Origin of the sequence: Rhizobium sp. Leaf306 (assembly GCF_001423425.1) — a bacterium.
GTDB classification, from domain to species: domain Bacteria; phylum Pseudomonadota; class Alphaproteobacteria; order Rhizobiales; family Rhizobiaceae; genus Neorhizobium; species Neorhizobium soli.
The window spans coordinates 176,914-202,806 of the sequence record NZ_LMNX01000001.1; the positions used below are offsets into that span (position 1 = coordinate 176,914).

Here is a 25,893-nt window from a genome sequence, read left to right on the forward strand (position 1 = left end):
GCACGTGAATGAGACGATGATCGAAACAACAATTGCCCTTCAGGAAGCCTGCGAAAAGCTGGCTCAGTCAGACTTCATCACCATCGATACGGAGTTCTTGAGAGAGACGACCTTCTGGCCGGAACTCTGCCTGATCCAGATGGCGAGCCCGACAGTCGAAGTTCTCGTCGATCCGCTGGCAAAAGGGCTCGACCTCAAGCCCTTCTTCGAGCTGATGGCGAATACGGCGGTCACCAAGGTGTTTCATGCCGCGCGCCAGGATATCGAGATCATCCATCATCTCGGCAATCTCGTGCCGCATCCGATCTTCGATACGCAGGTTGCAGCCATGGTGTGCGGCTTCGGCGACAGCGTCTCCTACGACCAGCTCGTCAACCGCATCAAGGGCGTGCAGATCGACAAGTCGTCGCGCTTTACCGACTGGAGCCGCCGGCCGCTGTCGGAAAAGCAGCTCGACTATGCGCTGGCCGACGTCACCCATCTGCGCGACGTTTATCTGTCTCTGAAAGAACAGCTGGAACGTGAAGGCCGTGCCCTCTGGCTGACGGAGGAAATGGCGGTCCTCGAGAGCGCGTCGACCTATGACCTGCATCCCGACGATGCCTGGCTTCGTCTGAAGTCGCGTCTGAGGAAGCCGAGCGAGTTGGCGATCCTGAAATTCGTCGCCGCATGGCGCGAACGTGAGGCGCGCAGCCGCAACGTGCCGCGCTCGCGCGTGTTGAAGGACGATGCGATCTACGAGATCGCCCAGCAGCAGCCCAAGGATACCGAAGCTCTCGGACGTCTTCGCACCGTGCCGAAGGGCTGGGAACGCTCATCCTCAGGCGCCGCGATCGTCGAGGCTGTCAATACGGCGCTGGCGCTGCCGAAGACCGAGATGCCGCATGCTCCGAAGCATGTGCATCTGCCAGAAGGCACGGGCGCTGCCGTCGAACTCTTGAAGGTTCTGCTGAAGCTCATTTCCGACAAGCAGGGCGTTGCCGCCAAGGTGCTCGCCAATACCGACGATCTGGAAAAGATTGCTGCCGAAGGCGAGTTGGCCGAAGTGGCCGCCCTTTCCGGCTGGCGTCGCGAACTGTTCGGCGACACGGCGCTCAAGCTGATCCAAGGCGGCGTGGCGCTGCGCTTCGTCAACAAGAAGGTCGAGGCGGTCGAGCTGTAAGGCTCGTCCTCACCGTCTCCAAGCATACAAGGGATCGGCCACCGGACTTCCGGGGTCGGTCCCTTTTCGCTTAAATCCCAGACATTCCGGCGTTTCTGCCCTGCTCAGCGACGCTGCTGACGGGTGCTTTAGCGTGTCAAGAAACAGACGTAAAACGTTCATCCAAGCGTCAAGCGATCATCACCTCACCGTCATGCGTGCCGCCTATCGACGTCGCGTGTTCTTCTCAATCGAACAGGTGATTTGATGACCAAGACCTTTTTAGCCTCCGTCTTCGTAAGTGCCCTCCTCGCCGGCACGGTATTGGCCGACGACCGCGAATTTCCGGCAAAGCTCGCGGGCCAGGCGATCCTGCCGGCCAACACGGTGACTGCTTCCCCATCCGATGTTCCTGAATTTCTCAAGACCTCGGGCAAGTTCACGACGCCGGACCGCAAGCGCACGGAAAAGCTTGGCTCGATCGACGGCAAGGACGGTGTTCGCGTCACCGACGTCAAGCTGCCGTTCAACGGTCAGCCGATCCAGGGCTTTTCCGGGATCAAGGCCATGGCAGACGGTACGTTCTGGACTCTGTCCGACAACGGTTTCGGCTCCAAGGCCAATTCCTCCGACGCGATGCTGTTCCTGCATCAGGTGAAGTTCGACTGGGCGGCAAACAAGGTCGACGTCGTCAAGAACATCTTCCTGTCGGACCCCAACAAGATCGCCCCCTTCCCGATCGCCATGGAAGGCAGCGACAAGCGCTACCTGACCGGCGCCGATTTCGATATCGAATCGATCCAGCCGGTGGCAGACGGTTTCTGGCTCGGCGAGGAATTCGGGCCTTACCTCATCAAGGTCGACATGCTCGGCCAGCTGACCGACGTCGTTGCCACCACCGTTGACGGCAAGAAGGTCACCTCGCCCGACAACCCGACACTTTCCATGCCGGCCAACCCCGCCGCCAAGATGCCGGTCTTCAACCTGAAGCGTTCGGGTGGCTATGAAGGCATGGCAATGTCGAAGGATGGGCAGAAGCTCTACGGTCTGCTGGAAGGCCCGATCTTCCTCGACGACGGCAAGGTCGAACAGGCCGATGGCCGCACCGCACTGCGCGTCATCGAATTCGACATCGCATCGAAAAGCTGGACAGGCCGTTCCTGGCTCTATCCGCTGTCCGAAAAGGGCGTTGCCATCGGCGATTTCAACATGCTGGATGCCACCACCGCCCTCGTCATCGAGCGCGACAATGGCGCCGGCACGAAGGACAAGGCGTGCGCCGATCCGAAGCAGCCGAAGCCGGATTGCTTTGATGCGCCAGCCGAGTTGAAGCGCGTCTACAAGATCGAGATGACCGACGCCAATGTCGGCGCTGCCGTCCGCAAGATCGGCTATATCGACCTTCTGAACATCAAGGATCCCGACAACAAGAAGAAGGCTGGTTCGAAGGACGGCGTCTACGACATGCCGTTCGTGACGATCGAGAATGTCGACCAGATCGACGCCACCCACCTGATCATCGGCAATGACAACAACCTGCCCTTCTCGGCCGGTCGCGCAGTCAACAAGGCCGACGACAACGAGTTCAGCCTGATCGAAGCCGCCGAGTTCCTCAACGCGAAGTAAAGCAGTGAGGCGGTGATCGGCAGGCCTCTAAAGCCCGGACATCACCACGACGAAACAGAAAGGGTATCTGCATCGGCAGGTACCCTTTTCGACTCCATGACACCTCGAACCTGCACGTATTAAAGCTCACGTATCGCCCGGATCTACCATTTCAGGACGTCGTTAAGCGATGATGGCGCTTTCAAGCTTCTGTTCAAATTCGTCGAAGGATCATTGAGCTGACGGACGATGTCGCTCTTTTGCGACGAGGAAAGATTGCTCCCCGACTGCCGCAGGATCAGGATCTGGTTATTGGCCACACCCTGATCTGTCGTATTCTTGGCAGCGTTTACGCTCAGCTCCACGGCCCGCGGATCCTGCAGGCGGTACAGAAAATCGGCTGCCTGGTAGCGAATAGTCTTGTCCGGATCTGCGGCCGCCTGGATCAGCAACGGAAAGTCCTCAGCGGTCAACTTTTGCGACAGAGACGACGCCAGGTTGGGGTCGGAGCGGATCATTTCTGCCAGGGCATAGACCACGCCGAGCTTGACGCGGTAATCGTCCGGCGATGCGTGCAGCGCAGACAGCATCATGGGCACTGCGACAACTCCGGCAGAGACCAGAAAGTCGCGGGAATTGCGCCTCAGGAACGTATCCTCGTTCCGCAGGCCGGCAAGCGCCTTCTGAACTTGGTCGACCGATGCTTCCGGCCTAACCGCCGCCTGAGCGAACGCGCTCAGATCCCACCATGCACCCGTCGTGCTGCCGCTAACCTCCGCTGTCGGCCCAGGCGAAAGCGTATCCAGTTCGGACAGGAGAACCAGCGAGCCGTTCTTGACCTGCCGCGCATTGTAGTCGAAGCGCCACTGGACCGGCCGGCCTTCGGCGAAAATTGCCCGGATTTTCTGGGCATCGCCGATAAGCTCGAAATACTCTTTGCCAGCTTCCTTTTCGATTGTCTCGACCTGCATCCGCATCTGCGTGCTTTGCAGCGATGTACCGAGGCCAAGAAACTTGATCCGTCGGACCATGGCATCCTTGTAGATGTAGAGCGGCTCGTCATCGATTATGCGGATATCGGCGACATGCGAGAAGTCGCCGCTGATCTCGCCTTTAAACAGCGCCGGCGTGCCAGGCGGCGTAAATTGCTGGAGCATCAGAAACAGAACGACTGCCATGGCGCCGGCCCCGGTCACCGACCAGCCGGCCCAGTTACCTGCAACCTTTGCGCCGAATGCCGCAAGCACCAGCCCGAAGCCGACGCAGATGGTCAGCGAGGAGGCGGTCTGGCTGCGTCCCAAGAGAAGGATCGCAGTACCCAGCAGCACGAGAAAGAGCCCGACGGCGACGCCGGCAACAAAGTATTTTTCCGGAAAATTGTTCTCGGGCGCCAGCGCGTTATTGGCCCCACCGTCCGCATGATTGTTCGCGCCTTGATCTGCCACTGCCATGTTCGAGCCCCCTCGAAGCCAACACCAACATAAGGCATGCCTGTTCAACCGAAGATAAGCCGAAGCTCGATCAGTTGCAACCGTCTAGATCTGATGCATCTGTTCTCGCAACAGCTGCTATTCGAACACGAAGGCGAGCTTCTTGCCGGTCAGCTTGGCAAGCTGCTGCAGCCGACCTTCCAGCCGCTCCCCAGCGAAGTTGCGGTAAGCGTGCGGAACGACGAATTCCATGTCGAGATCGGGCGAACTCGACTGTCGGAAGGTCAGGTTATTGACGATGCCAGGCATCGAGGCCGAAAACAGATAGACGACCCGCAACAATCCGCCGAGCAGTTTAGCCAGTTCCAGCAGCCGCGGTGTCGCAATCGTCGAGAGCGGGCCGGTGGCACCGTCGTCGCTCAAACCCTCGAACCGGTAGTAGTTGGCGAGCGCTAGGTAGGCGCGGCCCGCATGGGTAATGCCGACGAAGGACGAGTGGGCGATGACGTTAAGTGCCTGGGCGCCGCGGTAATCGGGATGCGCACGCCAGCTGATATCGGCCAGCAGGCAGGCAGCCCTGCGATAGCGGCTTTCTTCCTCGGTCTCGGTAATGCCGAAGAACGGCACCATGCGGCCGGTCCAATCGGCAAGCTCCCGCGCATGTTCGGGCGAACGCGCGCGCAGGATGGCGAGTTGATCGGCAGCCACGACCAGCGGATCGGCCTGCTTTTCCTCATCCGGCATCAGGTGATAGAGATAGCCTTCCCGCACGCCCTGCGCCGAAAAGCTGACGACCGCCGGCTTCATGACGGAGAGCACTTCCTGCAGGGCCACGGCGCCGAAGGGCAGAAGCGAACGACGGCTTTTCGAGACGGCCTGCCAGGCAGGATCCTTGGAATCCTTGGCATCGATCACGTCCTCGAGGAATTTCTGGATTTCCTCGAAGGTCAGTTCATACCCCTGCATCATGTGCAGCGGATATTTGGTGATTTCCATGTGCAGTTTGGCGATGTTGCGCCATGTACCGCCAACGGCGTAGAAGGTGCGGCCCTCGCCCTTTTCCAGGAAGCGGGCGGTATTGACCTGCTTGCGGGCAAAGGTGCGCGCCTTGGAAATGGAGCCACCTGATGATTCCGACAGGCGCAGGCCGCCGAGAGGCAGGGTGATCCCCTTGCCGAACTCATGTCCCTTGATGTCGATCAGTTCAAGCGAACCGCCGCCAAGATCGCCGGCAACACCGTCGACATCGTGGAAGCCGCTGATCACGCCGAGAGCCGAATACTTGGCTTCTTCCTCGCCGGACAGGAGCTGGATTTCCTGGCCGAGGATTTCCTCCGCCTTGGCGATGAAATCAGGGCCGTTGGAGGCTTCGCGGGCGGCGGCCGTTGCAAGGACGTAGATTTCCGTCGCCTGCGCCTGGTCGGACAGCGCCTTGAACCGTCTGAGAGCGGCGAGCGCGCGCAACACGCCCTCGTCGTCCATCCGGCCGTTCGAGCCGAGACCCTTGCCAAGACCGCACAGAACCTTCTCGTTGAAGAGAACGGTCGGTGCCCTGGTCAGGCCTTCGTAAATCACCACGCGAACCGAGTTCGAGCCAATGTCGATGACGGAAACAGGGGCGATGCCAGGCAGGCGCCCTTGAGCTTCAGATCGTACCATGCTGCCTATTTCTTGACTGTTCTTGCCGGCTACTTTTTGCGTCCGGACATGACGCCGGCAATCAGTTTCGGAGCGCTGGATTTCAGGGCTTCACCACGCCCCGAGAGGCTAGGATTGGTCATGAAATAATGCTGCGCGTTGAACGGTTCTTCACCCTTGCGCACTTCCATGCGCCTTGACGTACCGTCCGCCAATATCTCGTAGCTCTGTTGATTGTCAATGAGATTGCCCAGCATGATCTGTGAAAGAACCTGCTCGTGCACGGTCGGATTGAGCAGCGGTACCAGCGTTTCGACGCGGCGGTCGAGGTTGCGCGGCATCATGTCGGCAGACCCGATGTAGAGCAGCGCCTTGTCCGAAGGCAGGCCGTAACCGTTGCCGAAGCAGAAGATGCGGCTGTGTTCGAGGAAGCGCCCGACGATCGATTTGACGCGGATGTTGTCGGAAAGACCGGATACCTGCGGGCGCAGGCAGCAGATGCCGCGGATGACCAGATCGATTTCGACACCGGCGCGGCTGGCGCGATAGAGGGCGTCGATAATCTCGGGATCGACCAGTGAATTCATCTTCATCCAAATCGCGGCCGGAGCTCCCGCCTTCGCGTGCGCGATCTCTTCCTCGATGTGTTTGAGAATGCGCGGTCGCAGCGTGTAGGGCGACATGGCGATCTTGGTGCTTTCCTTCGGCTCGCCGTAACCGGTGATAAAGTTGAAGATATTCGCCATGTCGTGGGCGATCTTCGGGTTGCAGGTGAAGAAGGAAAGGTCCGTGTAGATCTTTGCGGTGATGGGATGGTAGTTGCCGGTACCAAGGTGGCAGTAGGTTCTCAGCTTGCCGTCCTCACGGCGCACCACCATCGACATCTTCGAATGTGTCTTGAGCTCGATAAAGCCGAACACGACCTGCACGCCAGCGCGCTCCAGGTCCCGCGCCCAGCGGATGTTGGCCTCTTCGTCGAAGCGTGCCTTCAACTCGACCAGCGCCGTCACCGACTTGCCGGCCTCGGCCGCATCGATCAGGGCTCGGACGATGGGGCTGTCGTTGGAGGTTCTGTAGAGGGTCTGCTTGATGGCGAGGACGTCGGGGTCACGGGCTGCCTGAAGAAGAAACTGCACCACAACGTCGAAACTCTCGTACGGGTGGTGGACCACCATGTCCTTTTCGCGGATGGCGGCGAGGCAGTCTCCGGCGTGTTCGCGGACGCGTTCGGGAAATCGGGCGTTGTAGCTTTCGAACCGCAGATCGTCGCGCGGCGCCTTGGTGATTTCCGACAGCGTGTTGAGTGCCAGAAGACCCGGCAAGACCGCGACGCGGTTGTCCGGAACGCCGAGTTCCTGCACCACGAACTGGCGTAGTTCCGCCGGCATTTCCGAATCGGTCTCGATGCGGATGACCTTGCCACGACGGCGGCGCTTGAGCGCCGTCTCGAAGAAGCGGACCAGATCTTCGGCTTCTTCCTCGACTTCGAGATCGCTGTCGCGGATGATGCGGAACGTACCGCCGCCCTTGACCTCGTAACCGGGGAAAAGCCGGTCGGTAAACATGGCGACCGCATCTTCTAGCGTGATGTAGCGGATCGTGTTTGCGTCGTCGGGCAGACGGATGAAGCGGTCAAGCGTCGTCGGCAGGCGCAGAAGACCCGTCATCGGCTCCTTGCCGTTCAGGCTGTGCAATTGCAGCCCCATCGAGAAGCCAAGATTGGGGATGAACGGGAACGGATGCGCCGGATCGATCGAAAGCGGTGTCAGGATCGGGAACAGCTCGTCGTCGAACGTCCCGGACAGCCAGTTACGGTCTTCGTCCGAAAGCGCTGCCGGACGGACGATCAAGATCTCTTCCTGCGCCAGATACTGCTGTAGCACGGCGAGCGAAGCCTGCTGCTCCATCTGCAGATTGTCGATTTCCTGCAGGATCGCATCCAGCTGTTCTGCCGGCGTCTTGCCATCGGGGCTCTTGATGACGATGCCCTGACGGACCTGCCCCTCGAGACCGGCAACGCGCACCATGAAGAATTCGTCGAGGTTTGCTGCCGAGATCGACAGGAAGCGGATGCGCTCCAGAAGCGGATGCGACGCGTTCAGCGTTTCCTCGAGAACGCGGCGGTTGAACTGCAGCCAGGAAAACTCGCGGTTGATGAACCGCTCGGGGCTGGAAAGCAGCGCCTCGCCCATATCCGCCGCTTCGTCCCTGCTGGCTGCCTCGCCCTTTTTGGGTTGCTCAATCTCGGTCGTCATCGATTCCATCTTCATCCATCCCAGAGCCAGCCCCATAACCGGTATGCGTGGGGCCGTGCGATACGTTTGACGACGCGACCGTCATAGTCAATTGCCGGCGCAGACGTTGCTAATCATTCGGTACGGCACTGCCGAAATCCTTGAGGACTTCGGTTGCCAGAGGACGGGTGATCCGGGTCCCGCGCGCCAATGCCAACCGGTCAAGCCGGTCGACGATGGTCTGCGCAGCGCCCAGGGATCGCTCCATCCTGGTGACGATGTAACTGAGAAGTTTGTCATCAATATAAAGCTGACGATCGGCAAACAGTTTTACCATCACCTGGGCCAGCAATTCCTCATCGGGCTCGCCGATTTCCACCACGGTCGCAGCCTTCAGCCGTGATTTGAGGTCGGGCAGCGTCACGGACCAGGACATGGGCCACAGCCGCGATGTCATCAACAAAGTGCGGCCATGCTGGCGCACGGCATTGATGACGTGGAAAAGCGTGGTCTCGTCGAAGTCGCGCCGATCGGCGTCCTCAAACAGCACCGGCCCATCCGCTGCGACAGTTGCTGCATTCGAACCCGAGATCGGATGGATCTCGGCAGCCCCTGCCCGCTCCCGCCAGATCTGGGCGAGATGCGACTTGCCGGAACCGACGGGACCCGCAAGGATCACGACCGGCGATGGCCAGGCCGGCCACTCGTCGACGATAGAGACGGCGGCGGCCAGCCGTTCGGAGACCAGGAGATCATCCCGGCTCTGCGCGGAATCATGGGTGAATTGCAGCGGAAGCTGTTCGCTTCTGCGCTGGTCGCGTTCGCTCGATCCGGTCATTCGCTTTTCAGATGTCTTTCTGGTCGCTCTTGGGAGCATCGAGACGCTGCATGCCGGTATTTTCATTGACCACGGCCTGTGGCGCCCCTTCCCACGGCAGATCTACCGATCGGCCGTAATAGAGATCGCTGTCAAGATACCGTGAGATCGCGAAGCGGACAAGCACGCCGACGACTGCCGCTGCGGGCACGGCCAGAAGAAGACCGACAAAGCCGAACATGGCACCGAAGGCAAACAGCGCAAACATCAGCCAGACCGGATGCAGACCGACGCTCTCGCCGACCAGCTTCGGCTGCAGGATATTGCCTTCCAGGAACTGGCCGGAAAAGAACACGGCAGCGACCGCCATGATCCACAGATAGTCCGGCCAGAACTGTACGAGCGCCACACCGATCGCCATGATCAGACCGATCATCGAGCCGATATAGGGAATAAACGAGATCATGCCGGCGACGAAGCCGATCAGCAGGCCGAAATTCAGGCCCACCAGCGACAGACCGACGGCATAGTAGATGCCGAGGATGAGGCAGAGCGATCCCTGCCCGCGAATAAAGCCGGCGACGGATCCATCCATGTCGCGGGCGATATCGCGCACCGTCTGGACCTGATCGCGCGGGATCCAGCTGTCAACTTTCGATACCATCCGGTCCCAGTCGAGCAGCAGATAGAAGGCGACGACCGGGGTAACGATCAGAAGCGACACGACGTCGACGATCGCCTTGCCGGAGTTCCAGATCTGCGCAAACAGGGTACCGATGAAACCGGCGCCCTGGCTCAGCACTTCGGAGAAATTCTGTTTGACGGTCTCGATCTGGCTGGAGACCCAGCTCGGCAGGAACGAGTTCTCCGGGTTGGAAATGATCTGCTGCAACTGGGTGATGTAACCGGGCAAAGCGGCGGCGAACTGGGTGAACTGGGTGACGATGATCGGGATGACCAGCATCAGCGACAGCGCGAACACCGTGACGAACGAGACCAGGATCAGCACGGAAGCCATCATGCGGCTCAGTCCGCGGCGCTGCAGCCAGTCTGCGACAGGATCGAGGAAATAGGCGAGCGCCATGCCCGCAACGAAGGGCAGAAGGATGGAGCTGAAAAACCACAGAAACAGCGCAAAGATGAAAAGAACGGCTGCCCAGAAGAAGACATGGCGGCGAAGGCTCGCTCCGCTGATATGATAGGGCATCTTTACGTCCTTTTTTGCACTGCATTCCCGGTATCACGCATATGAGCCCGGACCGGGTAAGGTCAAGATCGGCATCGACTTCGCCGCGTCGCCAGAGGCCGGGCCTGTGAAAAGCCTTGAAAGCCCACGCTTCTGCTTGCATCCTCCGCCTTGTCATGCAATGGCGGGCCGGAGATTTTTGCGCAGCCGCACCACGCCGAAAGGTCTCGATCTTCGGTTCGCGCGGCATGTCCCAACGGAGAATTACGATGAGCGAGACGGGCAAGAACGGTCTCACCTATAGCGATGCCGGCGTCGATATCGACGCGGGCAACCTGATGGTCGAGAAGATCAAGCCGGCGGTACGCTCAACCCGCCGTCCCGGCGCAGACGGCGAAATCGGTGGCTTCGGCGGCCTGTTCGACCTGAAAGCTGCAGGATTTACCGATCCGATCCTGGTGGCTGCCAATGACGGCGTCGGCACCAAGCTGAAGATCGCGATCGATGCCAATTTCCACGACACGGTCGGCATCGATCTCGTCGCCATGTGCGTCAACGACCTCGTCGTGCAGGGCGCAGAGCCGCTGCTGTTTCTTGACTACTTTGCCACCGGCAAGCTTGATCCGGACCAGGGCGCTGCCATCGTCAAGGGGATCGCTGCGGGCTGCGTCGATGCAGGCTGCGCGCTGATCGGCGGCGAGACGGCGGAAATGCCGGGCATGTATTCCGATGGCGACTACGACCTTGCCGGCTTTGCCGTGGGTGCAGCCGAACGTGGCCAGCTTCTACCGGTCGGCGATCTCGCAGCTGGTGACGTCATTCTCGGCCTCACCTCATCGGGCGTGCATTCCAACGGTTTCTCGCTGGTGCGCAAGATCGTCTCGATCTCCGGCCTCGGCTGGGACGCGCCTGCGCCGTTCTTCGACGGCAAGTCGCTCGGCGAAGCGCTTTTGACGCCGACCCGCATCTATGTGAAGCCGCTGCTGAAGGCGATCCGCGAAACCGGCGCCCTGAAGGCGCTTGCCCACATTACCGGCGGCGGCTTTCCGGAAAACATTCCGCGCGTGCTGCCGAAGAACCTGGCGGCCGAAGTCGATCTCGACTCGATCCCTGTTCCGCCCGTGTTCTCGTGGCTGGCAAAGACCGGCGGTGTCGAGCCGAAGGAAATGCTGCGCACGTTCAACTGCGGCATCGGCATGATCGTCGTCGTTTCGGCTGAGAATGCGCAGACGGTGACGGATGTGCTCACCCGCGAAGGCGAAATCGTCGTCCCGCTCGGCCGCATGATCGACCGTGCAGAAGGCGAAGCAGGCGTCGTCTACAAGGGCACGCTCGGTCTATGAGCGAAGCACTCGCCAGCGTGCAGAAGAAGCGCGTCGTCGTGTTCATTTCCGGCGGCGGCTCCAACATGCTGTCGCTGGCGGACGCCTGTGAAGATCCAGGCTTCCCGGCCGAAATCGTTGCCGTCATCTCCGACAAACCGCAAGCCGGCGGGCTTGCCAAAGCTCAGGCGCGGGGCATCCTGACGCTCGCATTCGAGCGCAGGTCCTTTGCCGGCAAGGCCGAACACGAGGCGGCTATTCTCGAGACGCTCGCGGATATCCAGCCGGATATTATCTGTCTTGCGGGTTATATGCGGCTGATTTCGGGAGAGTTCATTTCCCGCTACGAGGGCCGGATGCTCAACATCCACCCATCAATCCTGCCGTTGTTTCCGGGCTTGCACACGCATCAGCGCGCGCTCGATGCCGGGATGAGGGTCGCCGGTTGCACGGTGCATTTCGTGACCGAGGGCATGGATGAAGGCCCGATCGTGGCCCAGGCCTGCGTTCCCATTGAGAACGGCGATACGCCTGATACGCTCGCTGCGCGGGTACTGACCGTCGAGCACCAGATCTATCCGGAAGCACTCGCGCTTCTGGCGACCGGCGGCGTCAGCTTACGCGCCGGCCGGGCAGAGTTTTAATCACAGCGTTCGTGTACATCTTGGCCGCACGCCGGACATAACCATCCGGTGTGCGGCCATTTGTGTTAGCTGCGCAGGAACGCCATCAGGTCATCCGTCAGCTGCTGCTTGTTCGATGCAAACAGTCCGTGGGGCGCGCCCTCGTATTCGATCAGCGTCGCGCCGGGGATCGCGGCGGCGGCAGCACGGCCGGACGTCTCGATCGGTACCGTCTGGTCGCCTGTTCCGTGGATGATCAGCGTCGGCACCTTGAAGCTCGGCAGGTCCGGACGGAAATCCGTCGAGGAGAAGGCCTTGGCGCAAGCAAGCGTTGGCCGAAGACCCGCCATCATCGTCTGCTGGAACGACCAGTCGAGCACGGCTTCGCTCACCGAACCGGTGAACACGCCGACGCCGTAGAAGCTTTTCAAAAAGCCGTGGAAGAAATGCGCCCGGTCTTCCTTCATGCCGGCCGTCATCTCGTCGAACACCGACTGCGGCACACCATCAGGGTTGTCGGGCGTCTGCGCCATATAGGGAACGACCGACGCAATCAGCGCGGCCTTGGAAACGCCCTTGCCGCCGTGGCGCGACATATAGCGGGCAACCTCGCCACCGCCCATGGAAAAGCCGAACAGTGCTGCATCCTGCGCGCCGGTCGCCTCGATGACATCGGCAAGATCGTCGGCCAGCGTATCGTACTCATAACCGTCCCACGGCTGCTCGGAGCGGCCGAACCCGCGTCGGTCATAGGAAATGGCGCGGAACCCGGCGTCTGCTGCCACCACCGCGAAGTCGTCCCAGGTGTCGGATGTCAGCGGCCAACCGTGCATCATGATAACGGGACGGCCGGTCTTCGGACCCCAGTCCTTGACATAAAGCTGCGTTCCGTCGCGGGTGGTGATCATGGTCATCTTTGCATCCCTTCTTCTGGCAATGGAACCAGTCTAACGGGAGGTCTCTGGCAATTGTTCCCCGACATGGAAGCGATGCATCCCTCCCAACGACCAGCCATTTGACGACCGGCTTGGCGCGGACTACCTTGGATTGAACCGGAGGTGTGAGATGACGATCACGGTCAAGCTGGGTGATGCGAAAACCGAACTTTCCGAGCTCCTGCCCCTCGTCGAAGCCGGCCAGGAGGTGGTGATTGCGCGTGGCGAAACACCCGTCGCGCGGCTCAGCCCGATCGCGGCCACGCCCGGTATGAATGCTGAGTTCACCGAAGAACAACTCGCGCGGCGGCGGGCAGTGATCGAAGACATCATCGCTTTCCGCGACAGGATGCCGTCGGCAACTGCCGAGGAAATCGTTGAGTGGAAAAAGGAAGGTCGCCGATAGTGACGGCATTCGTTGCAGACGCATCCGTGGTTTGCAGCTGGATCCTTCCAGACGAACGTCATCCAATCGCAGATGCAGCCTTTGCTCGCCTGCAGACTTCCGAGGCAATCGCGCCACAACTGCTCTGGTACGAAGTGCGGAACGTGCTGATGGTCGCATACAGGCGTCAGCGCATCTCGTTCGACCTCGTCCTCGAAGGCTTGGCGAAGCTGCGCAAGCTCAACATATCGACGGTCGCTGTCGAGGATGACGGCGTTATTCTCGACCTTGCGACACGGTACCAGCTATCCGCCTACGACGCCGCCTATCTTGCGCTGTCGCTCGAGGAAAACCTCGAACTCGCAACGCTCGACAAGCAGTTGATCGCGGCAGCCCCGTCGGCCGGGTGCAGCCTCGTGCGGGCCTAAAGCGCCGCCCGGTTAAGCACGGCCCACTGCAGCAGCATGATTGTCTTGGCATCGATGATCTCGCCGTCGGTGATCATCGTGACGGCCTTGTCGAGCGGAAGCTCAAGCACTTCTATATCCTCGTGCTCGTCGGCGAGCCCGCCACCCTCGTTGATCCGGTCGGAAAGATCGATCGAGGCGTGGAAGAAGTGGATGACCTCCGTCACGGAGCCCGGCGACGTCAGTGCCTTGAAGACGAAACGCACGTCGCGGATCCGGTAGCCGGTCTCCTCCATCGCCTCGCGGCGGATCGCGTCTTCGGCGTCTTCGCCATCAAGAAGGCCGGCCGGGACCTCGATCATGAAGGACGGCTCGCCGATGAGATGCGCGGGCAGCCGGAACTGTTTGACGAGGACGACGATATCGCGTTCGCGGTCATAAAGCAGGATGCAGGCGGCCGGCGTGCGATGGAAAACCTCGCGCTTGATCCGCTGCGTCTCGCCGTTGCGATCAGTATAGTCGAGTTGATAATCGGAAAGCCGCGTCCAGCCCTGCGACAGCGTCGTATCGCTGACGATCTTCACCCGGTCATTCACGTCGCTCATGCGATTTCCCTGCGTAGCCAGACCTTGTTGTCGTGCACGGCAGCACCTCCGAAAGGCGCCACCGGGTCGGCGCCGGTGAGGACGTTGATGCCCTCGCCGTCGAGATGCGCGTCGTTGGGCCACAGTCCTTCGGCGATCAGCACGCCCGGTTTCGCGCCGGCCACGAGTCTCGCATGCAGACGGATCTTGCCCCGACTGTTGCCGAGCGTGACTATATCGCCGTCAACGATGCCGAGACGTGCGGCGTCCGTCGGATCGATCATCACGTCCGGCCGCCCTTCCTTCTCCACCGAGCTTTTGGTCTCGGCAAAGGATGAATTGAGGAAGCTGCGCGACGGCGAGGTCGCGAGGCGGAACGGATGCTCGGCGTCGGCTGTCTCAATCACATCGACATGATCGGGAAAACGCGGCAACTGCGCGTGTGGCCCGAGCGGGCCGACGCTGTCGGGCGTCCGATCCGGCGATGGGCCGTTGACCCAATCGGGGCTGAAGCGGAATTTGCCGTCCGGATAGCCGAAACCGTTGATGTAGTGCGCGGTGTCGAAATCCGGTTGCGCATCGATCCACTTGTCGGCCTTCAGCGCGTCATAGGAACCCCAACCGCTGGCAGTCAGGATACGGTCGATATGGGTGCGTTCGTCCATGCCGAAGCCGGCAAACCCGTCGACGCCGAGACGCTTTGCCAGTTCCTCGATGACGAAAAGGTTGGTGCGCACCGTTGCCGGTGGTTCGACCAGTTTCGGGCCGAGCAGGATATGCTGGTGCCCGCCGCCGCGATAAAGGTCGTCATGCTCGAGGAACATGGTCGCGGGCAGAACGATATCGGCAACCTTTGCCGTATCGGTCATGAACTGCTCGTGGACGGCGGTGAAAAGATCGTCGCGCAGAAAACCTTCGCGTACCAGGCGCTGTTCCGGGGCAATGTTCATCGGATTGGTGTTCTGGATCAGCAGCGCCGTCACCGGTCCGCGATGGCGCAGCGCTTCCGCGTCGCCGGTCAGCACGCGGCCGATCTGCGACTGGTCGAGCATGCGGATGTCCGGATCCTTGTAGGCCGTGCCCATCAGCTCGGCTTTGTTGAACCGATAAATCTCGCCGTTGTTGTGGAAGGCGCCGCCGCCTTCGTGTCGCCAGGAGCCGAGCACGGTCGCGATCGACAGCGCCGCGTGCATCGCCGCCGTGCCGTTGCGCTGACGGGAAAAGCCGTAGCCCAACCGGAAGAAACTCTTCGGCGTCGTGCCGACGAGCCTGGCGAACCCTTCGATTTCTTCGACGCTGAGACCTGTGATCGCCGACGCCCATTCCGGCGTGCGGCTTTTCAGATGCGCTTCGAGGCCTGCCGGATCATCGGCATATTTCGCCATATAGGCACGGTCGGCATACCCATCGCGGAAGGCGACATGCATCACGGCGCAGGCGAGTGCCGCATCGGTGCCAGGGCGCAGCACCAGCTTGACGTCGGCCTGTTTCATTGTCGGATTATCGTAGATGTCGATGACGACGATCTTGGCGCCGCGCTGTTTGCGGGCCTTGATTGCATGGGTCATCACATTGACCTGGGTGGAGACCGCGTTGGTGCCCCAGATCACGACGCAATCGGATTTCGCGATCTCGCGCGGATCGGGGCCGCGCAGGGCGCCGGTGCCCATCACATAGCCGGTCCAGGCCATGTTGGTGCAGATCGTGCCCATAAAGCCGGAATATTTCTTGGCATGACGCAGGCGCTCGATCGAATCGCGCTGCACCTGACCCATGGTTCCCGCATAGAAATAGGGCCACACCGCCTCGGACCCGTGCTTCGCTTCAGCCTTGACGAACGCATCGGCGATCTCGTCCAGCGCCGCTTCCCAGGAGATCTCCTGCCAGAGCCCCTCGCCCTTGGCACCCATGCGGCGCTGTGGCACCATCAGGCGGCCGGGATGATAGATGCGCTCGGTATAGCGCGCGACCTTGGCGCAGATGACGCCGGCCGTGTAGCTGTTGTCGGACGAGCCGCGGACACGACCGATCCTGCCATCCGCGGTCAGATCGACATCCAGCGCGCAGGCGCTCGGACAGTCGTGCGGACAGACGGTATGGCCGACGGAAGTGTGACCAACGACGGGGCTTTCGGGAATGGGGGTCGCAACGTTCATGGCTTTTCTATATGGCATGGCGACGGCTGCAAAAAGGGCCATTTGCAGCGCATCAATTTTATTCAAGCGAGACACAAGCTGAGATGAACTATCGGCACATCTACCACGCAGGCAATTTCGCCGACGTCCTCAAGCACGCCGTCCTGTCGCGGCTCGTTCTTTATGCACAGAACAAGGACAAGGCGTTCCGCTTCCTCGATACGCATGCGGGCATCGGGCTTTACGACTTATCCTCCGAAGAAGCGCAGAAGACCGGCGAATGGCTCGACGGCATCGGCAAGCTGGTCGATGCCGAGTTTTCTCCCGAAGTGGCCGAAATCCTTGCGCCCTATCTCGGTGCCGTGAAGGAACTGAACCCGAAGGGTGGCGTCAAGTTCTATCCCGGCTCGCCGAAACTCGCGCGCATGCTGTTTCGCCCGCAGGACCGTCTCTCGGCAATGGAGCTGCATCCGGAAGACTTTGCCCGCCTGTCGCGCCTGTTCGAAGGCGACTACCAGGCACGTGTGACCGAACTCGACGGCTGGCTGGCGCTCGGGGCGCATCTGCCGCCGAAGGAAAAGCGCGGCATCGTGCTGATCGATCCGCCCTTCGAGGAAGAAGGCGAGTACGACCGGATGGTCAGGGGTCTTGCCAACGCCTATCGCAAGTTTTCAGGCGGCACCTATTGCCTCTGGTACCCGATGAAGAAGGGCGCACCGATCAAGGACTTCCACGAGCAGTTGAACGCGCTGGATATCCCCAAAATGCTCTGCGTCGAGCTGACCGTGAAAAGCGACCGGGATCTTGTCGGCCTGAACGGCTCGGGCCTCGTCATCGTCAACCCGCCTTTCACGCTCAAGGATGAGCTGCATACGATCCTGCCCCCGATAAAGACGGCGCTGGCACAGGATCGTTACGCCTCGCAGCGATGCTTCTGGATAAGAGGTGAACACACCGACGCCGAGGCTTGACCCGTCGGCGCATCCCTTTCATGGTGCGGCGCGACTGGAGGCCGCCCACCATGAAACGCTTGTTCGCCGCCCTTGCAGGCCTCGTCGTCCTTCTCGCCTTCACTACTGCGTCGACGGCGCAGGAGCGGCAGCGCAACCGGGGTCAGCAAGGCTCCGAGGACCGTGCGGGCGCTTTCGATTTCTACGTCCTCTCTCTGTCCTGGTCGCCAACCTTCTGCGCATCCGATGACGGAGGCCGCAACCGGCAGCAATGCGGCACCGACAAGCGTTTCCGCTTCGTCGTACACGGGCTCTGGCCGCAATACGAAACCGGCTTCCCGGATTTCTGCCGCTCGTCGGAACCCGATCGCGTGCCGCGCCAGCTTGGTGAAAAGCTGTTCGACATCATGCCGTCGATGGGTCTGATCGGTCACCAGTGGCGCAAGCATGGAAGCTGCACCGGCCTCGACCAGCCAACCTATTTCGACACTGTCCGCAAGGCTTTTGAGCACGTCAAACTTCCGGCGGACCTTGCTGGCGGGCAAAGCCCGCTCAAGCTTTCCCCTGATGCCATCGAGCAGGCCTTCATGTCCGCCAACCCGGGTCTTTCCCGCCGCGGTATCGCTGCGAGCTGCGAAGGTGAAAAGCTCGATGAAATTCGTATCTGCCTTAGCAAGGATCTACAGTTTCGCGATTGCGCGGAGGTCGACCGCCGCGGCTGCCGGATTGGCCAGATTACGCTTCCTCCGGCCCGCTGACATCCGCTTGCTCAAGATGACACCAGCGGCCCTCGATATCAGAACAAGGACATACCGATGAAGATCCTCCACTCCCCGGCCTCGCCCTACTCCGTCAAGGTTCGCATGGCCGCCCGCCATCTCGGTCTCGACGTGACCGAAGAAAAGACCGACACGAATGCGGCGCCTCCCGAACTCATCGACAACAATCCGCTCGGGAAGATCCCGGTTCTGATCCGCAAGAACGAGCCGCCGGTCTATGACAGCGTCGCGATCATGCACTTCCTCGATCGTCACTCCGGCGGCAAGCTTTACCCGAAGAAGGACGTGAAGCGGACCGAGGCGGAAGTGCTCGAAGCGCTCTGCGACGGCATTACCGATAGCCTTCTCGCGATCGTCTACGAGCGTCGCTCGCGCGAAGAGGAAAAGGTCCACCAGCCCTGGATCGACAAGCAGTGGGACAAGGTGGTGCGCGGGCTGGACTATCTGGAAAAGAACCTGCCGAAGACCGGCAAGAAGCTGCATGGTGGCCATTTCGCGCTTGCCGCTATGATCGGTTATCTCGACCTGCGCTTTAACGGCCAGTGGGCCGAAGGTCGTCCGGAACTCGCCTCCTGGCCTGACACGTTCTCCAAGCGCTTTCCGGCCTATATGGAAATGAAGCCCTACGCCTGAACCGAATGAGATCCGCGGCCGCCCTAGAACTCTTGGGTTGCCGCGGATCCTGGCACAACCTGCCGGTCTTTCGAGACCTTCTCCCATTTGCACAAGCAATTGAAACGCTTGCCCTCCGGTTTTCCTCCGCTACTATGACGAGAACGGCGGGAGGCCGTTTGAAGCAATTCGGAGGAATTTCATGAAGCGATCAGCGTTGACGCGGCGAACCGCCCTGCGCCTTTCCGTAGCCCTTGCAGGCTCGGCTCTGTCCCTGATGTCACTAGCACTTTCAGCCACCGGGGCTGCGGCCCAGTCGTTTCCCGACCAGACGATCACCCTCGTCGTGCCGTTTGCAGCCGGCGGATCGACGGATGTTGTCGGTCGAGTCGTGGCGCAGAAGATGGGCGATATCCTCGGCCAGCAGATCGTGGTCGAAAACGTCGCCGGAGCCGGCGGCAATCTCGGCGCCGACCGCGTCGCGCGTGCGGAGCCGGACGGTTACACGATCCTGATGGGCACGGTTGCGACCCACGCGCTCAACCCGCTGATCCTCAAGCAGAAGCCCTACGACCCCGAGAAGGATTTTGCGCCTGTCTCGCTACTGGTCATCGTGCCGAACGTTCTGGTCATCAATCCGAAACTGCCGGTCAACACGGTGGCGGAACTGGTGGAGCTCCTCAAGAAGGAGCCGGAGAAGTATTCTTACGCGTCGTCGGGCAACGGCACGCCCCTGCATCTCTCGGGCGAATTGTTCAAGGCGATGACCGGCGTCAAGATGGAGCATGTTCCTTACAAGGGCGCGGGTCCTGCCCTCAACGACCTGATCGGCAACCAGATCTCGATCATGTTCGACAACCTGCCCTCCTCGTCTCCGCATATCAAGGCGGGAACTCTGAAGGCACTGGGCGTCACCACTGCCGAGCGGGCAGCTTCGTTCCCGGACGTGCCGACGATTGCCGAGACGGTACCGGGTTACGAGACCTACACCTGGAACGCCCTGTTCGCACCGGCCGGCACGCCGCCTGAAGTGGTCGCAAAACTGAACGACGCCGCCAACAAGGCGCTACAGGACCCGGCAGTTGTCGCGAGGATGAAGGATTTCAGCGCCAAGATCGTCGGTTCCACCCCGGAGGAACTCGGTAAACACGTGACAGCCGAACTCGCAAAATGGACCCCGGTCGTCAAGAACGCCAATATCCAGATGGACTGACCGTTATACCGACCGAAAACCACGCATGAAAAAAGCCCGTTGGTGACAACGGGCTTTTAGATGAGAAGCCGGGAAACGCTCCCGGCTTTTTATTGTTCTTATTAGAACTTTACGCCGATACCGACCTTAACGCTGTGGTCGTCGAAGCCCTTGGAGACGTTGCCGCTGTCGAGGCTGTAGTCCTTGGCTGCGAAGTCCGTGTAGCGATATTCGATACGGGTCGTGATGTTGCTGGTGACGAATGCTTCAGCACCGACGCCGACCGTGTAACCAACGGATGTCTTGTCGTCAGACGACGTTGCATCCTTGAGTTCGTTGTTCTGCAGCGCGACACCAGCCGTACCGTAGATCAGGAAGGGGTTGAGGTCGTAACCGACGCGGCCGCGGACCGAACCGTCCCAGCCAGCTTCGCCACGATAACCGCCGGACGTTCTGCCGTCCTGGCCGTTGTAGCCGACGTCAGCTTCGATACCGTACACAACCTGGCCGCTCTGCCAGTTGTAACCGGTGTAAGCACCGCCGCCTGCACCCTTGGCATTGTAGTCGCCACCGCCGAAACGGCCCCAGTCGTAGGAACCGGTGGCGCCGAGGTAGAAGCCCTGCCACGTAGCGGCCGGTGCGACTTCTTCAACAGCCATAGGAGCTGCAGGGATCTGGTCGACGGCGTCAGCAGCGCTGGCCGAGGAAATTGCAATAAAGCTGGCAGCCGAGGCCATCAGAGTCGCGACGAGAATACGCATACCTTTTTCTCCGTTTGGCGCATCGGCTCAAAAACCACTTCGGGTTTCGGAAGGTCCGACACGAGTATTCCTAATTGCTACAACGTCCCTGCGCACCCTTTCGGGTATCGGCGCTGTAGGCTGCCGGGCAAGTGTCACATCAACAGAGTTGACGACAGCTTTGTTCCCTGCTGGCTGAGGACGAATTTGGGGGGCAATTGAGGAATTGAAAGAGCCGAAATGTGAATTGTTTGTGGCAGCTAGACGGCTAAATTTCGATGTTGCTTCATCGCCACAGGTATATCGTTAAGGATAATGAGACGTTAATCGCACTATAGAGCATTTTACATTTCTTGATCGTTTCTTAACATTGCGAACAAACGCTGCCAAACAGCCTCGATACATATCACGACTCCGAGAGGCGCGAGATTTAGCCTCCTTTATTCGAGTTTAACTCAAATTTAGCCGAGCAACGCATCAACGCCATCACAGCATCCTGCAGAACTCCTACTTGCAAATCGTCATTTCCGGTCGAAACGAGGCCGAATTCCTGCCGTATTCGCTTCCAGGACCCCGCGAGCACGTTTGCTGAGAGAGAAATGCAGGCGTGGTGGCACGCTTCCAAAGCTGCCGGCAAAACACTATCTGTTGGCGAACAGCTTCAGCCCCGAGTCGCCGATTTCTTCGGGTTGGATGATCACAAAGACGAGATGAGCCCGCAGAAATAGTCGTCTGAACTGATTCTGCCGGCGGAGACATGCGATGAACGCGAAGAATGTGCCCGATGGCGGCGTTCTTTATGACGGAAACGAAGACGATGACGACGATGCCCTGGCACCGGAAGCGGTCGCTGCGGCTATCACCACGTCCATCGACTGGAACGAGGCTGTCCGCCACGACACGGGCCTCAAGGGCGCCGACCTGATCGCCGAGTTCGTCAAGCACCTTCCGAACGCGCCGGGCGTCTACCGGATGTTCAACGAGGCCGGCGACGTGATGTATGTCGGCAAGGCGAAGAGCCTCAAGAAACGCGTCAGCAATTATGCGCAGGGCCGACTGCATTCCAACCGCCTCACCCGCATGGTGCGCGAAACCACGCATATGGAATTCGTCACGACGCGGACGGAGACCGAGGCGCTGCTGCTTGAAGCGAACCTCATCAAGCGGTTACGTCCGCGGTTCAACGTTCTGCTGCGCGACGACAAGTCGTTTCCGTATATTCTCATCAGCGGCGATCACCGTGCCCCTGCCCTGATGAAACACAGAGGCGCCCGCGCCCGCAAAGGCCAGTATTTCGGACCGTTCGCATCGGCCTCTGCCGTCGGCCGAACGATCAACTCGCTACAGCGTGCGTTCCTGCTGCGCACCTGCACAGACAGCGTGTTCGAGAGCCGCACGCGTCCCTGTCTTCTTTATCAGATCAAACGCTGTTCCGGCCCCTGCACCCATGAAGTCAGCGACGAGGGCTATGCCGAGCTCGTCAAGGAAGCCTCGGACTTTCTTTCGGGCCAGAGCCAGAACGTGAAGACCGTCATCGCCAGGCAGATGTCGGAAGCCTCCGAAGACATGGATTTCGAGCGCGCCGCGATCTATCGCGATCGGCTTGCAGCGCTCAGCCACGTTCAAAGCCACCAGGGCATCAATCCGGCCGGCGTCGAGGAAGCCGATATCTTCGCCATCCACCACGAAGGCGGGCTTACCTGCATCCAGGTGTTCTTCTTCCGCACCGGCCAGAACTGGGGCAACCGCGCCTATTTCCCGAAGGCCGATCCGCAGATGGCGGGAGCGGAGGTCCTCAACGCGTTTCTCGCGCAGTTCTATGACGACAAGCCGGTTCCCAAGCAGATCCTGCTGTCGGAAACGGTCGAGGAGCAGGAACTGCTGGCGCTCGCGTTTTCCGAAAAGGCGGGACACAAGGTCTCGATCCTGGTGCCGCAGCGTGGGGAAAAGCGCGATCTCGTCGATCACGTCGCTGCCAATGCGCGCGAAGCACATGGCCGCAAGCTGGCCGAAACATCGTCGCAGGCGCGCCTTCTCAAGGGTCTCGCCGAAACCTTCAGCCTGCCCTACCAGCCCCGGCGCATCGAGATCTACGACAACTCGCATATGATGGGGACCAATGCCGTCGGCGGCATGGTCGTCGCGGGTCCGGAAGGGTTCGTGAAGGGCCAGTACCGCAAGTTCAACATCAAATCGACCGACATCACCCCCGGCGACGACTTCGGCATGATGCGCGAGGTCATGACCCGGCGCTTCTCGCGACTGATCAAGGAAGAAGGCATTCCTGATCGCAGCATCTCGGCGCCGAAACCCGTCGAGGCGACCAGCGATGACATCAACGATGCCGCCTTCCCGGCATGGCCCGATGTCATCCTGATTGATGGCGGCCAGGGCCAGATGACGGCTGTGCGCACCATCCTCGACGAACTTGGCATCCGAGACGTGGTGACGGCGATCGGGGTGGCCAAAGGTGTCGACCGCGATGCCGGCCGCGAACGCTTCTTTGCCGATGGCCGCAGCGATTTTTCTCTGCCGCCACGCGATCCCGTCCTCTACTTCGTCCAGCGCATGCGCGACGAAGCGCACCGGTTCGCGATCGGCTCGCACCGGGCCCGGCGCAAAAAGGAAATGATCAAGAACCCGCTCGACGAAATCGCCGGCATCGGGCCGGGCCGAAAGCGCAAGCTGCTGCAGCATTTCGGCACCGCAAAGGCCGTGTCCCGCGCAGGTCTCAACGATCTGATGGCGGTCGAAGGAATTTCCGAAGCGGTGGCCAAACAGGTCTATAATCACTTCCACGAGAGCCGAAGTGGATGACGATGAACGACATGCATGGGTCATCAAAACAGCGTATGCATCTCAACCAACTGTAAAAAAGCCGCGAAAACTGTTGACGCTGGCGTCTCGAAACCTCAACTAGAGGCAACCCTCAAGCACAGGTCCATCATGGCTTCCCGCGCGTACAACATTCCCAATCTTCTGACCTATGCGCGCATCCTTGCCGTACCGGTGATCGTTCTGTGCTTCTTCATCGAAGGAAAGCTGGAAAGTTCGGATTTTGCCCGCTGGGCCGGATTCTGGATCTTCGTCGTGGCGTCGCTGACCGACTATCTGGATGGCTATCTGGCCCGTATCTGGAACCAGACCTCGAATATCGGCCGCATGCTGGATCCGATCGCCGACAAGCTTCTGGTTGCCGCCGTGCTTCTGCTGCTTGCTGCCGACCAGACGATTGCCGGCTGGTCGCTGTGGGCTGCAATCACGATTCTCTGCCGCGAAATTCTCGTCTCGGGCCTGCGTGAATATCTGGCGGCGCTCAAGGTATCGGTGCCGGTGACCCGCATCGCCAAGTGGAAGACGACGATCCAGATGGTGTCGATCGCCTTCCTGCTGGCCGGACCTGCCGGCGACAAGTTCCTGCCGTTCACGACGCAGATCGGCATCGGCCTTCTCTGGGTCGCCGCGGCCCTCACCTTCTACAGCGGCTACGACTATTTCCGCGCCGGTCTCAAGCATCTCGTGGATGACGAGGGATGACAAAACTCGTCTATTTCGCCTGGGTGCGTGAGAGAATCGGCAAGACCGAGGAAGATCTCGACCTGCCGCCTGAGGTCGTTACCGCGCGTGATCTCCTTAATCACCTGAAGACGCTCGGCGAGGAATACGAGAACGCGCTGCAATATCCCGAGGTCATTCGCGTCGCGATCGACCAGGAGCATGTGGAGCATTTCGAAAAGATCGCCGGAGCACGCGAGATCGGCATTTTCCCCCCGATGACAGGCGGGTAAACGGAAGACAATCTGATGACGATGCCCACGATCCGCGTCCAGACCGACGATTTCGATCTGCGATCGGAGATCGATCTCCTCACTGCCGGCCGCATGGATATCGGCGCGGTGGTCAGCTTCTGCGGTCTTTGCCGTGACGAGCAGGGAGCGCTCTCGGCGCTGGAGCTCGAGCATTATCCGGGCATGGCGGAAGCCGAGATGAACCGCATCGCCCTTCTTGCCATCGACCGCTTTTCGCTTCTCGGACTGACCGCCATCCATCGCTACGGCAAGATTGCCCCCGGTGCCAACATCGTCCTGGTCATTGCCGTCGCCTCGCATCGCCAGGCAGCCTTCGACGGCGCCAATTTCGTGATGGATTTTCTGAAGACATCGGCGCCGTTCTGGAAAAAGGAACACGCGGCTGACGGTTCGCCCCGGTCCTGGGTCGATGCGAAAGACGCCGACGATACCGCCCGCGATCGGTGGCGCTGAGGTTTACGGGACCACCCTTTCCCGCCGGCTGATGACGAGAACCGCAACCAGCACCAGCCCGATGGCGAAATCCCGCCACAGGATCGGGCCGTAACCGCTCCACAGTGTTTCGGCGAAACCGACAGCGGCGGCACCGGCTGCCGACCGCAGCGGATGCGAATGTCCGCCGGCTGCGGCAATCAGGACGATCTTGATGCTGATGAGCAACCCGGCGCCGAAGTCCATCGTTCCGTAATACGAGGTCGCCAACACGCCTGCGACGGAGGCGTATAGAGATGCTGCCGCGTAGGCGAGGACGAATACCAGACGGGAACTGATGCCGCAGAGTTGGGCCGCAATCTTGTCGTCGGCCACCGCCCGCCAGACGCGCCCGAGGCTAGTATGATCGATCACCAGCCAGCCGGCCGCGATCATTGCCAGCATCAGGCCGGAATTGAGCAACTGGATCAGCGTCAGGGTTACCGCGAAGCCATCACCCGCCCAGAGCGGAACGGCACGGTTCAAAAACGGCGATAGCCAGATCTCCCGGGAGCCGGAGGCAAGCCGAGCGCCCTCCATCAGCACCAGCAGCACGCCCAGCGCGGCGACGATCGGCGCGTTGCGCGCATGCCTTTCGATCAACCGCAGGGTCAGCCCGCCGACCGCGATCCCGGTCGCGACGCCGCCGACGATCGCCGCGCCCGCCCCCATCGCCAGTGCCGCCGGCAGGACAAGCCAGAACTCGTCCCAGCCGAGCTGCGCGAACAACACGTAGAGATGGCCGGAAAAAGCAAAGATGGCGCCATAGGCGATGTCTGCGCGCTTCGTCAGCGCAAAGCCGATCACGTAGCCGAAGGCAAGCGTTGCGTAGAGTACCGACAGCGGCACAGCATTCGCCAATTGCTGGAGCAGATAGGCCATCGGCAAACCCCAAAAG

General features: G+C 60.6%; 24 protein-coding genes. 14 read left to right on the forward strand and 10 right to left on the reverse strand.

Annotated features, from left to right (window positions below; genetic code table 11):
* Positions 1-16 precede the first annotated feature (16 nt).
* Positions 17-1,162, forward strand: a complete 1,146-nt coding sequence (gene rnd / locus ASG19_RS00790) for a ribonuclease D (RefSeq protein ID WP_062453294.1) — start codon at positions 17-19, stop codon at positions 1,160-1,162.
* A gap of 246 nt (positions 1,163-1,408) precedes the next feature.
* Complete coding sequence (locus ASG19_RS00795; RefSeq protein ID WP_062453295.1) at positions 1,409-2,767, forward strand: esterase-like activity of phytase family protein; 1,359 nt, start codon at positions 1,409-1,411, stop codon at positions 2,765-2,767.
* A gap of 143 nt (positions 2,768-2,910) precedes the next feature.
* Here the strand turns inward: ASG19_RS00795 and ASG19_RS00800 are convergent, their stop codons facing one another.
* The 5 genes from ASG19_RS00800 to ASG19_RS00820 form a co-directional block, all read right to left on the reverse strand.
* Complete coding sequence (locus ASG19_RS00800) at positions 2,911-4,197, reverse strand: HEAT repeat domain-containing protein (RefSeq protein WP_062453296.1); 1,287 nt, start codon at positions 4,195-4,197, stop codon at positions 2,911-2,913.
* A gap of 117 nt (positions 4,198-4,314) precedes the next feature.
* Positions 4,315-5,835 carry an exopolyphosphatase gene (gene ppx / locus ASG19_RS00805; protein WP_062453297.1) on the reverse strand — a complete coding sequence of 507 codons (1,521 nt, stop codon included), beginning with the start codon at positions 5,833-5,835 and terminating at the stop codon, positions 4,315-4,317.
* Between the two features lie 29 nt (positions 5,836-5,864).
* Positions 5,865-8,078 carry an RNA degradosome polyphosphate kinase gene (locus ASG19_RS00810; RefSeq protein ID WP_082476230.1) on the reverse strand — a complete coding sequence of 738 codons (2,214 nt, stop codon included), beginning with the start codon at positions 8,076-8,078 and terminating at the stop codon, positions 5,865-5,867.
* A 100-nt stretch (positions 8,079-8,178) separates the two neighbouring features.
* Complete coding sequence (gene hdaA, locus ASG19_RS00815) at positions 8,179-8,886, reverse strand: DnaA regulatory inactivator HdaA (RefSeq protein WP_062453298.1); 708 nt, start codon at positions 8,884-8,886, stop codon at positions 8,179-8,181.
* Between the two features lie 7 nt (positions 8,887-8,893).
* A complete protein-coding gene (locus tag ASG19_RS00820; RefSeq protein WP_062453299.1) occupies positions 8,894-10,072 on the reverse strand; it encodes an AI-2E family transporter in 1,179 nt (392 codons plus the stop codon).
* A gap of 248 nt (positions 10,073-10,320) precedes the next feature.
* Here ASG19_RS00820 and purM point away from each other — a divergent pair, with 248 nt between their 5' ends.
* Positions 10,321-11,394: a phosphoribosylformylglycinamidine cyclo-ligase gene (purM, locus tag ASG19_RS00825; protein ID WP_062453300.1), complete on the forward strand. Its 1,074-nt coding sequence runs from the start codon at positions 10,321-10,323 to the stop codon at positions 11,392-11,394.
* Positions 11,391-12,017: a phosphoribosylglycinamide formyltransferase gene (gene purN / locus ASG19_RS00830; protein WP_062453301.1), complete on the forward strand. Its 627-nt coding sequence runs from the start codon at positions 11,391-11,393 to the stop codon at positions 12,015-12,017. Before purM ends, purN begins: the two co-directional genes overlap by 4 nt.
* A 65-nt stretch (positions 12,018-12,082) precedes the next feature.
* Here purN and ASG19_RS00835 read toward each other — a convergent pair whose 3' ends face one another.
* On the reverse strand, positions 12,083-12,910 hold the full coding sequence (locus ASG19_RS00835; protein ID WP_062453302.1) for an alpha/beta hydrolase: 828 nt from the start codon (positions 12,908-12,910) through the stop codon (positions 12,083-12,085).
* A 151-nt stretch (positions 12,911-13,061) separates the two neighbouring features.
* Here ASG19_RS00835 and ASG19_RS00840 point away from each other — a divergent pair, with 151 nt between their 5' ends.
* Both ASG19_RS00840 and ASG19_RS00845 read left to right on the forward strand, forming a co-directional pair.
* Complete coding sequence (locus ASG19_RS00840; RefSeq protein WP_062453303.1) at positions 13,062-13,337, forward strand: type II toxin-antitoxin system Phd/YefM family antitoxin; 276 nt, start codon at positions 13,062-13,064, stop codon at positions 13,335-13,337.
* Positions 13,337-13,744 (forward strand): type II toxin-antitoxin system VapC family toxin, encoded by a 408-nt coding sequence (locus ASG19_RS00845; protein ID WP_062453304.1) that lies wholly within the window; start codon positions 13,337-13,339, stop codon positions 13,742-13,744. Before ASG19_RS00840 ends, ASG19_RS00845 begins: the two co-directional genes overlap by 1 nt.
* On the opposite strand, the gene ASG19_RS00850 is transcribed toward ASG19_RS00845, so the two are convergent.
* Positions 13,741-14,328, reverse strand: coding sequence for an NUDIX domain-containing protein (locus ASG19_RS00850; protein ID WP_062453305.1), 588 nt, complete (start codon positions 14,326-14,328; stop codon positions 13,741-13,743). The genes ASG19_RS00845 and ASG19_RS00850 overlap by 4 nt on opposite strands.
* Entirely contained in the window at positions 14,325-16,463 is a 2,139-nt protein-coding gene (locus ASG19_RS00855) for a molybdopterin oxidoreductase family protein (protein ID WP_156466380.1), read from the reverse strand. Before ASG19_RS00855 ends, ASG19_RS00850 begins: the two co-directional genes overlap by 4 nt.
* 83 nt (positions 16,464-16,546) lie before the next feature.
* Here ASG19_RS00855 and ASG19_RS00860 point away from each other — a divergent pair, with 83 nt between their 5' ends.
* The 4 genes from ASG19_RS00860 (at position 16,547) to ASG19_RS00875 (ending at position 19,996) form a co-directional block, all read left to right on the forward strand.
* Entirely contained in the window at positions 16,547-17,413 is an 867-nt protein-coding gene (locus tag ASG19_RS00860) for a 23S rRNA (adenine(2030)-N(6))-methyltransferase RlmJ (protein ID WP_062453307.1), read from the forward strand.
* Between the two features lie 50 nt (positions 17,414-17,463).
* Positions 17,464-18,150 carry a ribonuclease gene (locus tag ASG19_RS00865; protein ID WP_062453308.1) on the forward strand — a complete coding sequence of 229 codons (687 nt, stop codon included), beginning with the start codon at positions 17,464-17,466 and terminating at the stop codon, positions 18,148-18,150.
* A 57-nt stretch (positions 18,151-18,207) separates the two neighbouring features.
* The gene (locus ASG19_RS00870; RefSeq protein WP_062453309.1) at positions 18,208-18,804 is read left to right on the forward strand and encodes a glutathione S-transferase family protein; all 597 of its coding nucleotides are present in this window, start codon (positions 18,208-18,210) and stop codon (positions 18,802-18,804) included.
* A 181-nt stretch (positions 18,805-18,985) separates the two neighbouring features.
* On the forward strand, positions 18,986-19,996 hold the full coding sequence (locus tag ASG19_RS00875) for a tripartite tricarboxylate transporter substrate binding protein (RefSeq protein ID WP_062453310.1): 1,011 nt from the start codon (positions 18,986-18,988) through the stop codon (positions 19,994-19,996).
* 101 nt (positions 19,997-20,097) lie between these two features.
* Here the strand turns inward: ASG19_RS00875 and ASG19_RS00880 are convergent, their stop codons facing one another.
* Entirely contained in the window at positions 20,098-20,736 is a 639-nt protein-coding gene (locus ASG19_RS00880) for an outer membrane protein (protein ID WP_062453311.1), read from the reverse strand.
* A 741-nt stretch (positions 20,737-21,477) separates the two neighbouring features.
* On the opposite strand from ASG19_RS00880, the gene uvrC reads away from it, so the two are divergent.
* The 4 genes from uvrC to ASG19_RS00900 all read left to right on the forward strand — a co-directional run bounded on the left by uvrC (position 21,478) and on the right by ASG19_RS00900 (position 24,977).
* On the forward strand, positions 21,478-23,532 hold the full coding sequence (uvrC, locus tag ASG19_RS00885; protein ID WP_062453312.1) for an excinuclease ABC subunit UvrC: 2,055 nt from the start codon (positions 21,478-21,480) through the stop codon (positions 23,530-23,532).
* Between the two features lie 129 nt (positions 23,533-23,661).
* Positions 23,662-24,252 (forward strand): CDP-diacylglycerol--glycerol-3-phosphate 3-phosphatidyltransferase, encoded by a 591-nt coding sequence (gene pgsA, locus ASG19_RS00890; RefSeq protein ID WP_062453313.1) that lies wholly within the window; start codon positions 23,662-23,664, stop codon positions 24,250-24,252.
* The gene (gene moaD, locus ASG19_RS00895; protein WP_062453314.1) at positions 24,249-24,503 is read left to right on the forward strand and encodes a molybdopterin converting factor subunit 1; all 255 of its coding nucleotides are present in this window, start codon (positions 24,249-24,251) and stop codon (positions 24,501-24,503) included. The genes pgsA and moaD overlap by 4 nt, the downstream gene beginning before the upstream one ends.
* A gap of 15 nt (positions 24,504-24,518) precedes the next feature.
* A complete protein-coding gene (locus ASG19_RS00900) occupies positions 24,519-24,977 on the forward strand; it encodes a molybdenum cofactor biosynthesis protein MoaE (protein ID WP_062453315.1) in 459 nt (152 codons plus the stop codon).
* A gap of 3 nt (positions 24,978-24,980) precedes the next feature.
* Here ASG19_RS00900 and ASG19_RS00905 read toward each other — a convergent pair whose 3' ends face one another.
* Entirely contained in the window at positions 24,981-25,877 is an 897-nt protein-coding gene (locus tag ASG19_RS00905) for a branched-chain amino acid ABC transporter permease (RefSeq protein ID WP_062453316.1), read from the reverse strand.
* Positions 25,878-25,893: the final 16 nt, after the last annotated feature.

Bases quoted from the DNA above. Each gene is read 5' to 3' on its own strand.
- rnd (WP_062453294.1), top strand. From the start codon at position 17: ATGATCGAAACAACAATTGCCCTTCAGGAAGCCTGCGAAAAGCTGGCT.
- ASG19_RS00795 (WP_062453295.1), top strand. From the start codon at position 1,409: ATGACCAAGACCTTTTTAGCCTCCGTCTTCGTAAGTGCCCTCCTCGCC.
- ASG19_RS00800 (WP_062453296.1), bottom strand. From the start codon at position 4,197: ATGGCAGTGGCAGATCAAGGCGCGAACAATCATGCGGACGGTGGGGCC.
- ppx (WP_062453297.1), bottom strand. From the start codon at position 5,835: ATGGTACGATCTGAAGCTCAAGGGCGCCTGCCTGGCATCGCCCCTGTT.
- ASG19_RS00810 (WP_082476230.1), bottom strand. From the start codon at position 8,078: ATGGAATCGATGACGACCGAGATTGAGCAACCCAAAAAGGGCGAGGCA.
- hdaA (WP_062453298.1), bottom strand. From the start codon at position 8,886: ATGACCGGATCGAGCGAACGCGACCAGCGCAGAAGCGAACAGCTTCCG.
- ASG19_RS00820 (WP_062453299.1), bottom strand. From the start codon at position 10,072: ATGCCCTATCATATCAGCGGAGCGAGCCTTCGCCGCCATGTCTTCTTC.
- purM (WP_062453300.1), top strand. From the start codon at position 10,321: ATGAGCGAGACGGGCAAGAACGGTCTCACCTATAGCGATGCCGGCGTC.
- purN (WP_062453301.1), top strand. From the start codon at position 11,391: ATGAGCGAAGCACTCGCCAGCGTGCAGAAGAAGCGCGTCGTCGTGTTC.
- ASG19_RS00835 (WP_062453302.1), bottom strand. From the start codon at position 12,910: ATGACCATGATCACCACCCGCGACGGAACGCAGCTTTATGTCAAGGAC.
- ASG19_RS00840 (WP_062453303.1), top strand. From the start codon at position 13,062: ATGACGATCACGGTCAAGCTGGGTGATGCGAAAACCGAACTTTCCGAG.
- ASG19_RS00850 (WP_062453305.1), bottom strand. From the start codon at position 14,328: ATGAGCGACGTGAATGACCGGGTGAAGATCGTCAGCGATACGACGCTG.
- ASG19_RS00855 (WP_156466380.1), bottom strand. From the start codon at position 16,463: ATGAACGTTGCGACCCCCATTCCCGAAAGCCCCGTCGTTGGTCACACT.
- ASG19_RS00860 (WP_062453307.1), top strand. From the start codon at position 16,547: ATGAACTATCGGCACATCTACCACGCAGGCAATTTCGCCGACGTCCTC.
- ASG19_RS00865 (WP_062453308.1), top strand. From the start codon at position 17,464: ATGAAACGCTTGTTCGCCGCCCTTGCAGGCCTCGTCGTCCTTCTCGCC.
- ASG19_RS00870 (WP_062453309.1), top strand. From the start codon at position 18,208: ATGAAGATCCTCCACTCCCCGGCCTCGCCCTACTCCGTCAAGGTTCGC.
- ASG19_RS00875 (WP_062453310.1), top strand. From the start codon at position 18,986: ATGAAGCGATCAGCGTTGACGCGGCGAACCGCCCTGCGCCTTTCCGTA.
- ASG19_RS00880 (WP_062453311.1), bottom strand. From the start codon at position 20,736: ATGCGTATTCTCGTCGCGACTCTGATGGCCTCGGCTGCCAGCTTTATT.
- uvrC (WP_062453312.1), top strand. From the start codon at position 21,478: ATGAACGCGAAGAATGTGCCCGATGGCGGCGTTCTTTATGACGGAAAC.
- pgsA (WP_062453313.1), top strand. From the start codon at position 23,662: ATGGCTTCCCGCGCGTACAACATTCCCAATCTTCTGACCTATGCGCGC.
- moaD (WP_062453314.1), top strand. From the start codon at position 24,249: ATGACAAAACTCGTCTATTTCGCCTGGGTGCGTGAGAGAATCGGCAAG.
- ASG19_RS00900 (WP_062453315.1), top strand. From the start codon at position 24,519: ATGACGATGCCCACGATCCGCGTCCAGACCGACGATTTCGATCTGCGA.
- ASG19_RS00905 (WP_062453316.1), bottom strand. From the start codon at position 25,877: ATGGCCTATCTGCTCCAGCAATTGGCGAATGCTGTGCCGCTGTCGGTA.